This window comes from Leclercia sp. 1548 (assembly GCF_050435045.1).
In the GTDB taxonomy this organism is placed as follows: Bacteria; Pseudomonadota; Gammaproteobacteria; order Enterobacterales; family Enterobacteriaceae; genus Enterobacter; species Enterobacter adecarboxylatus.
In genome coordinates this window covers 42,926-54,982 of sequence record NZ_JBNDJP010000004.1, presented here as the reverse complement: position 1 = coordinate 54,982, position 12,057 = coordinate 42,926, and the positions used below count along the sequence as shown (strand labels likewise).

The following is a 12,057-nucleotide window of genomic DNA, read 5'->3' as shown; positions in this document are numbered from 1 at the left end:
ACCAGGGTATTTAGTAGTAATAATATTATGCTAGTTAGATCACAATATTTATGACATTAAGTGTGGGGTTTTTATCGGAGGGCAAAATATATTTCGGTTTTTAAGGCCGGGAAAGGCGTTGCCGCCCCCCCGGCGCGTACAGGCTAACCGGTAATAATGTGGTTCTGGTTGACCAGCTCTTCGTAGGTGGTCTGGACCTCATCCAGGGTCACCAGCGTCGCGGGGGTATAGCTGGAGCCAGCCCCGTCCCGGTCGAGGCTGATCACCGTGTTGCCATCACTGTTGCTGACCTGAATGTAACCCCCCAGAGTGGCGCGATCGCCATTCCAGCCGATCAAAAGCTCGCTGATGTCGATTTTGTCCCCTGCCGCCAGCGAGAAGTGGCTGACGTGGTCGTCACCAGTGTCGTTGAGCACGTTATAGATCAAGGTTTCGCCCGTGGTGCTGGCGCTCAGGGTGCTGACCACCGGCTCGTCGGCCTGGGCGAATGCCGTGGTGGCCACCGTCGCGGTCGGCGGGTTCGGGGCCGCCGGATCGACGTTAATGGCCCAGATCTCGGACATCACGCTGTGATTACCGCGGCGGTCAACGGCATCGGCGGTCAGGGAGTGCGCCCCGTCCGTCAGACTTGCCGGGACCTGGAACGACCAGTGGCCTGTCGTATCGACCTCCGTCATCCCGATCTGAATATTCTCGCTGTAGATAAAGACCTTGGTGCCCAGCTCCCCCGTCCCGGCGATCTGCGGGGTGCGATCGTCGGTTATTGTCCCGCTCGCAATGGTGCCGAGAAGGGTAGGAACGTCATCCACCACGTCGGTAATAATTGGCGTGGCCGGAGGCGTGGTGTCGTCGGCTTCTACCGTACTGGGCTGGCTGGTGTTATTCGCCTCGTCGGTGGCGGTAAGACTCAGGATCTCACCGTTGAGCCTGGCGGGTGTCAGAGCAAAGGTGAAGCTGCCTGATTCGCCAGCCACCACTTCACCCAGCTTCGTTGTGCCTTCCATAATGACCACTGTGCTGCCCGCTTCCGCGGTGCCGGTGAGCGTCAGGCCATCCGTGGAGATATCCAGATCTGCAGGCGGTTGTGGCGGGGTGGAGTCAGCGGCGGTGGCCTGCCCCGGAGGACTCTGGTTCTGGGCGGTATCGAACGCGTACACCGTCAGCACTTCACCGTTAAGCTGGCTCGGGGAGACAGGGACGGTGAACTTACCGTCAAGCCCGACTTCACCGGAGCCTAACTCCGTTCCCCCGGCATCACGCACCGAAATACGGGCGCCCACTTCGGCTTCACCGCTTATGCTGTCACCCGTCGCGGCCACCACCAGGGCGGTCGGTGCCGCTGGGGCGGTAATGTCCGGGACAACCAGGTCTGCCGCCGGGCCTTCGTTACCGGCTCTGTCGGTGGCAATGGCGCTCAGCGTCTCGCCGTTGAGCTGAGGCGGGGTCAGGGTAACGGAAAAGGCCCCGTTGGCATCGGTTATCGCCGTGCCCAGAGCGGTGCCCACATCGTCAGTGATCGTGACCGTCGCGTTGGCTTCTGCGGTGCCGGTGAGGATTGTCCCGGCGGCGTTAATCGCCAGACCGGTGGGGGCAGGCGGCGGCGTACGGTCAATGGTAAATTCAAAGGGGGCGGAGACGGGGCTCAGGTTGCCCGCTTCATCGGTTTCCGTCAGGGTGATGCTGTGCAGCCCATCCTCCATGGCGACGGGCGGGGTGTAACTCCAGGCCCCGTTGGCGGCAACCTCCACTTCCGCCACCAGCAGGCCATTGTCATAGATGGCAATGATGCTGCCCGGATCGCCCGAGCCACCCAGCTCCGGCTGGTTGTCATCGGTAAAGCCACCGTTAGTCAGCAGGCCCTGTAGGGTGCCCTCGTCGTCGGTCACTTCCAGTACTGGCGCATTCGGCGCAACGGTATCGATGGTGAGGTTGAACACCGCTGATTCCGGGCTGACATTGCCCGCAGCGTCGGTGGAGGCCGCGGTAAACTGGTGGAAGCCGTCTGCAAGATTGTTGGCGGGGGTGAAGGTCCAGCTGCCGTCGCTGTTCACCACCGTGGAGCCGATGGATTTACCGTTATCGTAAATCGTGAGGGTGGTTCCGGCCTCGCCGCTGCCGCTAAAGACCGGACGGGGATCGTCGGTGATCTGATCGCTGTTGAGCGAACCGGTCAGGCTGCCGACAGCATCATCCGCCAAAATAATCATCGGGGTTTCCGGTGGGGTCGTATCCGCGGCGGTGATGCTGGTGGAGGGGCTGACGTTACCGGAACCGTCGGTGGCGATAACTGTCAGGGTCTCGCCGTTGGTGTAGGGCGTGCCCAGCTCGACGCTAAATTCGCCGTTGCCGTTGGTTTTCGCTTTGCCCACTACGTTACCGCTGGTATCGGTCACGGTGACCGTACTGTTGGCCTCGGCACTGCCGAGTAGCTGGGTATTTCCATTCGCGAAATGCAGGTTAGTGGGCGCGGTTGGCGGTGTAGTATCCTGGGGCACCGGGCCTGGATCGATACGATCGTCACTCCCGCCGCCGCCTCCACCGCCGCCACCGCCCGCCGCCAGTGCAATACCGCCTGCCGCTGCCACGCCGCCCAGCACCCACGGCCAGATTGGGGTATCGCCGGACGAGTTATTGACGTTGCCCGCAATCAGGGCATCGGTGGAGGGGATCGACTGATAACGCTCCACCGCGAGCGGATCGTTAATCCACCACAGGGCACCGTTTTCATCCAGCACCAGCTGGTGGTTGTTGACGAAGTAGTTTTTCAGCGTCACGGTTTCGCCGTTGGTCATTCTGACGAGCAGATCGCTGTTGCTGCGGGAATAGCTGGCGATATCACCTCTGCCGGCCTGAAGCTTCACCACGGAATCTTCGCCCAGTATGATCTGGTTTCCTTCTGCTACCGTTTGTTGATGCGTCAGTCTGGAGATGACAGTGAATTTACTCATGTGTATTACTCCCAACAGAGTGAAAGAAATGCTGTGTGTTTAAATTCATTTGTTCTCAGCAGATTTTAAGCGTCCCAAAGGAGACACTATTTGTTAGAAAGAGTGACCTGCTGTAATAGTTTTAAAGCGACTTATGCCCATCCGTATGCCCGGAAGCGGCATTGCGCTAAAGCTCAATCTGAATCAGCTAAACGTTGCGGTAAGGCCAGGTGTGAATTTTGTCATCCCTGTTATTAATATTGCGATCGTCTCATTATTGCTTAAAAATGATATAGCCAGAAAGCACTAAAAGCGCAAATGACGAAGCGGCGAAATGAATTATAAGCGAGATAGCGCTTTTTGTAGGGTGATAAAAAAGAGAGTGGCAGCAGGTGGTCTTTCGAAAAGCCTTGCGGCGCGTGGGTTTGCGTTACCTGGTGGCTTTGTTTTCAGGAAGAGTTAAGGCTGTGGAAATGGAGACCGATCACACTTTATCGTAATAAAAAAGCCATAACATAATATTTATTTTCTGCGCATCATCATAGCCGAAAATTTATTTTTATCGGGTTTGCAATTTTGGCGGAACGGGTAATTAGACGGATTGCTGCGGATAGTAATAATACAAAGGTATGATTTTTTAATTTTATCATCGGGCCGTTGGTAAATATCTCTACGACATTCGTATTATTTTCTCCGGCGTTGTTATTTCCGCTGGCGCAGTATAGAACACCCCGCGGAACTCTTCGGGGCAATAATTGATAAATATTATCGAATAAAATCGTCTCTTACGCCTTTATCTGTCGGGTATTCCCGCTGAAGCGAACCGCAGTCACCGTCATGCGTCAACTGACGCCGCTGTGCGTTGCCTTCCTGGCGCTGTTACAGGGCGGTGGCGGGTTTTGCCTGGATATCGATAGCTATGGCGATGCGATCGTCCACCACCAGCGCAAAACGATCCATCTTATAGGCCGATCGAGAGATGGCGGTGGTGGCATGCAGGGCGATCGTCTCTCCCGACAGGCGATCGAGGCGGGCGTCGAGGATCACCGGACGGTTGAGATCCCGGACGGTAAGGGTGCCAAAGGCGCGGTAGTGATCCGGGCCGAGCTTCACCACCCGGGTGCTGGAGAAGGTAATGGTTGGGTAGCGGGCGGCATCAAAAAACATGTCGCTTTTCAACTGCCAGGTGAGCAGGTTGTTGGAGGCCTGTAACGTCGCCACCGGGACGGTGACATTGATGTGGTCGTCAAATTCATTCTCCGGGTTCAGGATGACCTTACCCGTCACGCCTTTCAGATGCGCCCACGATGGAATGCCGCCAAAGGCGCGCCACGACAGTTTGATGGTGGTTCTCTCGGTGTCGATGGTATGAGCAATTGACGCCGCCTGTAGCGACGGGCAGGTGAGCGTGACCACCAGCAGAAGAAACAGGCGCAGCATAAGGTCTCCCTTTCAAAAAGCGCAGGTTTATTCAGGGTGTGGCCCTGCGTGAGATAAGCGTAGAAAGGCGTGAGGGCATCGGCAAGGGGATTCAGGGCATTGTTATTCCTGCATTTGCGGTGAGGTCACAGTTTTAGAAAGTTTTCCGGGGCGAGGGCGCCAGGCCCCCCGCTGCATGGCCGGGTGGCCTGATGCCTTACCCGGCCTTTATCCCCGGCACCCGGAACGCGCATACCACCTGGCAGTAAGGCCTGTGTTATGATAAAGAACTTCTTAACTCAACTTCTTACGATGTAACCTCTATGACAATCTCCAGCGAAAAACAGGCAGAAAACTCCCCGGAAACCATTGGGCGTGCATTACGCCGTCGCCCGCTGGCGCGCAAAAAATTGTCAGAGATGGTGGAAGAAGAGCTGGAGCAGATGATCCGTCGTCGCGAGTTCGCCGAAGGGGAGCAGCTCCCTTCTGAACGTGAGCTGATGGCATTTTTTAACGTCGGTCGGCCTTCGGTTCGTGAAGCCCTGGCGGCGTTAAAACGCAAAGGGCTGGTGCAGATCCAGAACGGCGAGCGCGCCCGTATTTCCCGCCCGTCTGCGGATACCATCATCAACGAGCTGTCCGGTATGGCGAAAGATTTTCTTGCCCATCCGGGCGGGATTGCCCACTTCGAGCAGCTGCGCCTGTTCTTTGAATCCAGCCTGGTGCGCCATGCCGCCCAACATGCCAGCGAGGCGCAGATTGCCCTGCTGGAAAAAGCGCTGGAGCTGAACAGCCAGTCGCTGGATGACAACGCGCTCTTTATCCGCTCTGACGTTGAGTTTCACCGCGTGCTGGCGGAGATCCCCAACAACCCTATCTTTATGGCGATCCACGTTGCCTTGATCGACTGGCTGATCGCCGCCCGCCCCACAGTGCCAGAACAGGCGCTGCACGAGCACAATAACACCAGTTATCAACAGCATATCGCCATCTTCGAGGCGATCCGTAGCCGGGATGCCGATGCGGCTGAACAGGCCTTACAGGCGCACCTCACCAGCGTTTTCGCCACCTGGCACGCCTTCGAGCAGAGCAAAAAGCGCCGTAAGTAATTCCGCGATCATTTAGTGAACTGGATCGCGTTCTGCGTATTTCGACGCCGTTTTTTTTCGTCTTGCTGGTATAACAGGTATAAAGGTCTACAGTCATAGTATCATCATCACATACACGAGGTTTATATGTCAGTTACGCTGAAAGGGGTTATGCCCGCTCTTCTTACACCGTTTAATCACCAGCAGCAGCTGGATACCCAAAGCCTGCGCCAGCTGGTGCAGTTCAATATCGCGCAGGGCGTGGACGGCCTGTACGTCGGCGGCTCCACCGGCGAAGCCTTTGTGCAGAGCAGCGCTGAACGTCAGGAAGTGCTTGAAATTGTTGCCGAAGAGGCGAAAGGAAAAGTGACCCTGATTGCTCACGTGGGCACCGTGAGTACCCATGAAAGCCAGCAGTTAGCCCAGGCCGCCAGCCGTTTTGGCTATGATGCCGTCTCTGCCGTGACGCCGTTCTACTACCCGTTCAGCTTTGAGGAACACTGCGACCACTACCGCGGGATCATTGATTCGGCCGAAGGGCTGCCGATGGTGGTGTACAACATTCCAGCCCTCAGCGGGGTGAAACTCTCTCTGGAACAGATCAACACCCTGGTGACCCTGCCGGGCGTGGGTGCCCTGAAACAGACCTCGGGCGATCTTTTCCAGATGGAGCAGATCCGCCGGGCGCACCCGGATCTGGTGCTGTATAACGGATACGATGAGATCTTTGCGTCTGGCCTGCTGGCCGGGGCGGATGGCGGGATCGGCAGCACCTATAACATCATGGGCTGGCGTTATCAGGGGATCGTCAACGCCCTGAAAGCCGGCGATATCGCCACCGCCCAGGCGCTGCAGACCAAATGTAATGAGGTTATCGATCTGCTGATCAAGGTCGGTGTTTTCCGTGGCCTGAAAACGGTGCTGCACTATATGGACGTGATTGAGGTTCCGCTGTGCCGTAAGCCGTTTGCGCCGGTGGATGAAAAATATCTGCCAGCGTTGCGGGCATTAGCCCACCAACTCCAACAAGAAAAAGAACAAGGCTAAGACCACGTCTGATGCCGGGCATATCCGGCATCACTGAAGCTGTATCCTACAAAAACAGCGTATGGGTTTACCCATTGCGGAGACTGACATGAATACAATGACACAAAATGTCCCGTGGTATCGTTGCCTGAGCCGACAACAGTGGCGTGCGTTTTCCGCGGCCTGGGTTGGCTATGTTCTTGATGGTTTTGATTTTGTTCTGATAGCCCTCGTCTTAACCGACATAAAAACCGAATTCGGCCTGACCACCCTGCATGCCGCGAGCCTGATCTCCGCCGCCTTTATCTCCCGCTGGTTCGGCGGGCTGATGCTGGGCGCGATGGGCGATCGCTACGGTCGCCGCCTGGCGATGGTGAGCAGTATTGTTCTCTTTTCCGTGGGCACCCTGGCGTGCGGTCTGGCCCAGGGGTACACCACCATGTTCATCGCCCGGCTGGTGATCGGGATGGGGATGGCGGGGGAGTACGGTTCCAGCGCGACTTATGTTATCGAAAGCTGGCCAAAACACCTGCGTAATAAAGCCAGCGGCTTTTTGATTTCTGGCTTCTCCGTCGGGGCGGTGGTGGCGGCCCAGGTCTACAGCCTGGTGGTGCCGGAGTGGGGCTGGCGGGCGCTGTTCTTCATCGGCATTCTGCCGATTATCTTTGCCCTGTGGCTGAGAAAAAATATCCCCGAAGCGGAAGACTGGAAAGAGAAGCAGCAGAGTAAAACCCCGGTCAAAACCATGGTGGATATTCTCTATCGCGGCGAACATCGCTTCATCAATATTGCCATGACGCTGGTGGCGTCCGTGTCGCTGTGGTTCTGCTTCGCAGGCCAGCTGGAGAGCGCCGCCATTATTGCCGTGCTCGGCCTGCTGTGCGCGGGGATCTTTATCAGCTTTATGGTGCAGAGCAGCGGCAAGCGCTGGCCGACCGGCGTCACCCTGATGGTGGTGGTGTTGTTTGCTTTCCTCTACTCCTGGCCTATCCAGGCCCTGTTACCCACCTATCTGAAAACGGATCTGGCTTACGATCCGGCCACCGTCGCGCAGGTGCTGTTCTTCAGTGGCTTTGGTGCTGCCGCCGGATGCTGTGCGGGGGGCTTCCTCGGCGACTGGTTAGGCACACGTAAAGCCTATGTCTGTAGCCTGCTGGCATCCCAACTGCTGATCGTTCCGGTGTTCACCATCGGCGGCAGCAGCGTCTGGGTGCTGGGCCTGCTGCTCTTCTTCCAGCAGATGCTTGGTCAGGGGATCTCCGGCATCCTGCCTAAACTGATTGGAGGCTACTTCGATACCGAACAGCGTGCGGCCGGACTTGGGTTTACCTATAACGTCGGCGCACTGGGCGGGGCGCTGGCCCCGGTGCTGGGCGCGTTTATCGCCCAACGTCTGGATCTGGGTACCGCGCTCTGTTCGCTCTCGTTTGGCCTGACCTTTGTCGTCATCCTGCTGATTGGTTTTGATATGCCGTCCCGCGTTCAGCGCTGGCTGCACCCGGAAGCACTGCGTACCCATGACGCCATCGACGGTAAACCCTTTAGCGGCGCCCTGATTGCCCGGGAAAGGGCCAGCCACTTTGTCAAAAACAAAGGCTGAAGCTGAATTTATTAATGGAGGTGTTATGTCATTTCTTGACGAGTTGGATGCAAAAGTAAAAGCCCAGGGCGGACTGATTGTCTCCTGTCAGCCGGTGCCGGGCAGCCCGCTGGATAAACCGGATATCATCGCGGCGATGGCGTTGGCCGCCGAGCAGGCGGGGGCCGTGGCGCTGCGTATCGAAGGTATTGAGAACGTGCGAGCCGTCAGCGCCCTGGTGAGCGTACCGATTATCGGTATTGTGAAGCGCGATCTGCCCGATTCCCCGGTGCGCATAACCCCCTGGCTGGAGGATGTGGATGCCCTGGCCGGGGCGGGGGCCAGTATCATCGCCTTTGACGGCACCCGACGGCCTCGCCCGGTCTCCGTTGATGCGCTGCTGGCGCGCATTCAGCACCACCAACTGATCGCGATGGCCGACTGCGCTTCGCAGGAGGAGGGGCTGTACTGCCACCAGCAGGGGACGCAGCTGATTGGTACCACGCTGTCGGGCTATACCACTGACGAGACCTCCACCGAACCGGACCTGGCGCTGGTGGCCTCATTGAGTCAGGCCGGTTGCCGGGTAGTGGCCGAGGGGCGCTATAACGCGCCGGAGCTGGCAGCGCAGGCCATAAAGCATGGAGCATGGACCGTCACGGTCGGATCGGCGATCACCCGGCTGGAGCATATCTGCCAGTGGTATCGGGATGCATTACAGAGAGCGGCAAAATGATCACCCTGGCGATGGATATCGGCGGGACCAAGCTCGCCGCGGCGCTGGTGGATAGCGCTTTACAGATTATCGCGCGCCGGGAGATCCCGACGCCCGCCAGCCAGACGCCGGATGCGCTGGAGGCTGCGCTGCGCGACCTGGTGACGCCGCTCTGGCCGCAGGCGCAGCAATTTGCTATCGCCTCGACCGGGATTATTCAGCATGGCGTATTAACGTCGATTAACCCGTCGAACCTCGGCGGGCTTTCACACTTTCCGCTGGTGGATGTGTTATCCACCCTTACCGGGCTGCCTGGCGTGGCTTTGAACGACGCCCAGGCCGCAGCGCTGGCCGAGTACCAGCAGATGCCACCCGCCATCCGCGACATGGTGTTTATCACCGTCTCGACCGGCGTGGGGGGAGGCGTGATCCAGAGCGGCAGGCTGGTGACCGGCTCCGGCGGATTGACCGGCCACTGTGGTCATACGCTTGCTGACCCGAACGGCCCGCGCTGCGGCTGCGGGCGCGTCGGCTGTGTAGAGGCGATTGCCTCGGGGCGGGGGATCGCCGCAGCGGCAGAAGGGGATCTGGCCGGGCTGGATGCAAAAGCCATCTTCGCGCATGCCGCCCGGGGGCATGAACAGGCGGTAGCGCTTGTCGAGCGTTCTGCCAGAACGCTGGCGCGGCTTATTGCGGATCTGAAAGCCCTGACTGACTGCCAGCGGGTGGTGATCGGCGGCAGCATCGGGCTGGCCGACGGCTATCTCCCGCGGGTGCAATCCTACCTGGCGCAGGAACCTTCGGCGTACCAGACCGAACTCTCTTCTGCCCGCCATCAGGGCAACGCCGGGCTGCTTGGCGCGGCATTATGGGCACAAGGAAATTTGTCATGATTGTGGGTGATATCAACCAGCTTCAGGCGGCAGGCTTGCCGGCGACGTTTTGTCAGGCGGTGGATCAGGCGCTAAGCGCCGGGATCGCCAGCCTCGCACCGGGAAGTTATCCCCTGCAAGGGGAAACGGTTTTTGTGAACGTGATGCAGTTTGCGACGCAGCGCCCCGAGGAAAAACGCGCGGAGCTGCACCGTAACTACATTGATATTCAGATCCTGCTGGAGGGGGAAGAGCGGATTTACTACGGCCTGGCGGGGAGCGCCCGAGACTGTGATGCGTGGCACGAGCAGGAGGATTATCAGCTCTGTCAGCAGACAGAAAGCGAACAGGCCCTGACGTTAAAACCGGGTATGTTTGCCGTCTTTATGCCGGGGGAGCCGCATAAACCCGGCTGCCCGGTCACCCAGCCGGGGATGATCAGGAAAGCGGTCATTAAGGTACATCGAAGTCTGCTGGGTTAAAGGCTAACAACAACGCCCGCATTATGTGCGGGCTTGTTGGCCGTTAATCGTCTTCACGCTCTTTAACGGCACGCTGGCGTGCGTAATACTCATCTTCCGCAGAAATGATCTCATCCAGCAGGGAATCCATATCCACGTCATGCGTCTCTTCGACAAACAGCCCGGTGAGCGGCGTTTCCGGGGTTAATTTACCGTCTTCATAGAACATCCAGATCTCTTTCGCATAGCGTGTTTTCAGCAGCTGCGGGGCGAACTGGCCATAATACTCGGTGATGTTATTCACATCGCGCTCAAACATGGACTGGGCATGGTTGTTCGCGGCGGCGTCTACCGCCTGTGGCAGGTCGATGATGACCGGCCCCTGGGCATCCAGCAGCACGTTAAATTCTGACAGGTCGCCGTGGACAATACCGACACAGAGCATGCGCACGATATTGCGGATCATGGTGTCGAAATCCGCCAGGGCTTGCTCTTCCGACAGGCTCACATCGCTCAGGCGTGGCGCAACGGCGCCATCAGAGTCCGTGACCAGCTCCATGAGCAGCACGCCGTCCAGACACATATAAGGCTGAGGCACGCGCACGCCAGCATTCGCCAGGCGGAATAACGCATCCACCTCTGCGGTATGCCAGACCTCTTCCTGTTGCTTACGGCCAAATCGGGAGCCTTTTTGCATGGCGCGGGCATCGCGCGTATTACGCACCTTACGACCTTCCTGATACTGCACGGCCTGCTTAAAGCTACGCTGTGACGCTTCCTTGTACACTTTGGCACACTGAATATGGTCCCCGCATAGCACGGTATAAACATCTGCCTCTTTGCCGCTTTTCAGGCGTTGAAGCACGTTGTCTATCAGGCCATCGTCGACCAGGGGCTGGAGTCTGTTTGGGATTTTCATGCGGCTTTTATAGCGCATTTTTGTCGCTTTTCGTACCAAAAACGCAGGCAGTTTTCTTCTTTAATGAAGATTACTGCGCCGTCTGACTTTCACAGCATGCTTTGACCGCCTCATAGAGTAATCTGACGCCCGTCGAGAGCTGTTTGCGGTGCGGGCAGATCATATTCAGCGGCACGCTTTCGCCCTGGTAGCCTTGCATTAACACCTGTAGCCGACCGGCACGAACATCTTCCGCAACATCCAGCCAGGATTTGTACGCCACGCCTGCCCCGGAGACCGCCAGGCGGCGGATCACTTCGGCATCGTCACTCATCATGCTGCCGCTGACGTTGACGCTGTGCATCTCGCCGTCGCGGAAAAACGTCCAGCGATCGTGAAGACGGCCGCGCAGAACAAAGGTGAGGGCGTTGACCCGGCTTAGTACATCGGGATGCTGCAGGTCACCGTGGCGGGCAACCCACTCGGGCGATGCCACCAGCACGCGGCGGTTGTCGGGGGCGACGGGGAGGGCAATATAGGAGGCATCTTCCGGCATGCCGTAGCGAAAGGCGATATCGACCGGATCTTTAAAGACATCGGCTACCTGATCGGAGAAGAAGATGCGCAGCCGTAATGCCGGGTAGCGTTCGTCAAAGGCCTGGAACACCGGCAGCAGCAAATTGCGGCCTAAATCCGACGGAACGGCAATCTGCAGGGTGCCGGAGATCTCCTCTTCCGGGGTCTGGAGTTTCTGCATTCCGGCATACATCGCATCCAGCATCTGCCGCGCGTAGGGGAGCCAGGCTTCGCCTTCCGGGGTTAAGCGCAGGCTGCGGGTGGAGCGCGCAAACAGCCGGATGGCCAGAGACGACTCCAGCCGTTTAATGGCGGCGCTGACCTGCGCCGGCTGGACGCCCGCTTCTCGTGCCGCATCGCTGAAGCTGCTCAGCGCGGCAACGCGAACGAACAGTATCAGATCCTCAAGCCGAACCATTTTCATCTCCCGAGTATAAGTCTTGTCTCCGCGAGGCTATTTTTCCCGTCACAGCTTCGCTTTACCATCACTTTATTG

The 12,057-nt window shown here is 58.1% G+C and carries 10 protein-coding genes; 6 read left to right on the top strand and 4 right to left on the bottom strand.

Annotation, left to right across the window (positions count from 1 at the left end):
* Positions 1-143: 143 nt before the first annotated feature.
* Both ABIE02_RS12920 and ABIE02_RS12915 read right to left on the bottom strand, forming a co-directional pair.
* A complete protein-coding gene (locus ABIE02_RS12920) occupies positions 144-2,948 on the bottom strand; it encodes an Ig-like domain-containing protein (RefSeq protein WP_336995187.1) in 2,805 nt (934 codons plus the stop codon).
* An 858-nt stretch (positions 2,949-3,806) separates the two neighbouring features.
* Positions 3,807-4,367: a YceI family protein gene (locus ABIE02_RS12915; protein ID WP_032613344.1), complete on the bottom strand. Its 561-nt coding sequence runs from the start codon at positions 4,365-4,367 to the stop codon at positions 3,807-3,809.
* A 302-nt stretch (positions 4,368-4,669) separates the two neighbouring features.
* Here ABIE02_RS12915 and nanR point away from each other — a divergent pair, with 302 nt between their 5' ends.
* The 6 genes from nanR to nanQ all read left to right on the top strand — a co-directional run bounded on the left by nanR (position 4,670) and on the right by nanQ (position 10,108).
* Positions 4,670-5,455, top strand: a complete 786-nt coding sequence (nanR, locus tag ABIE02_RS12910) for a transcriptional regulator NanR (protein ID WP_032613342.1) — start codon at positions 4,670-4,672, stop codon at positions 5,453-5,455.
* Between the two features lie 126 nt (positions 5,456-5,581).
* On the top strand, positions 5,582-6,481 hold the full coding sequence (nanA, locus tag ABIE02_RS12905; protein WP_164540893.1) for an N-acetylneuraminate lyase: 900 nt from the start codon (positions 5,582-5,584) through the stop codon (positions 6,479-6,481).
* 88 nt (positions 6,482-6,569) lie between these two features.
* Entirely contained in the window at positions 6,570-8,060 is a 1,491-nt protein-coding gene (locus tag ABIE02_RS12900) for an MFS transporter (RefSeq protein WP_117386764.1), read from the top strand.
* Positions 8,061-8,085: 25 nt separating this feature from the next.
* On the top strand, positions 8,086-8,775 hold the full coding sequence (locus tag ABIE02_RS12895) for an N-acetylmannosamine-6-phosphate 2-epimerase (RefSeq protein WP_336995188.1): 690 nt from the start codon (positions 8,086-8,088) through the stop codon (positions 8,773-8,775).
* The gene (gene nanK / locus ABIE02_RS12890) at positions 8,772-9,647 is read left to right on the top strand and encodes an N-acetylmannosamine kinase (RefSeq protein WP_336995205.1); all 876 of its coding nucleotides are present in this window, start codon (positions 8,772-8,774) and stop codon (positions 9,645-9,647) included. Before ABIE02_RS12895 ends, nanK begins: the two co-directional genes overlap by 4 nt.
* The gene (gene nanQ / locus ABIE02_RS12885; protein ID WP_336995189.1) at positions 9,644-10,108 is read left to right on the top strand and encodes an N-acetylneuraminate anomerase; all 465 of its coding nucleotides are present in this window, start codon (positions 9,644-9,646) and stop codon (positions 10,106-10,108) included. The genes nanK and nanQ overlap by 4 nt, the downstream gene beginning before the upstream one ends.
* Positions 10,109-10,151: 43 nt before the next feature.
* Here the strand turns inward: nanQ and ABIE02_RS12880 are convergent, their stop codons facing one another.
* Together ABIE02_RS12880 and ABIE02_RS12875 are read right to left on the bottom strand one after the other, a co-directional pair.
* Positions 10,152-11,006, bottom strand: a complete 855-nt coding sequence (locus ABIE02_RS12880; RefSeq protein WP_336995190.1) for a PA4780 family RIO1-like protein kinase — start codon at positions 11,004-11,006, stop codon at positions 10,152-10,154.
* Positions 11,007-11,076: 70 nt separating this feature from the next.
* Complete coding sequence (locus ABIE02_RS12875; protein WP_336995191.1) at positions 11,077-11,979, bottom strand: LysR family transcriptional regulator; 903 nt, start codon at positions 11,977-11,979, stop codon at positions 11,077-11,079.
* Between the last annotated feature and the right edge of the window lie 78 nt (positions 11,980-12,057).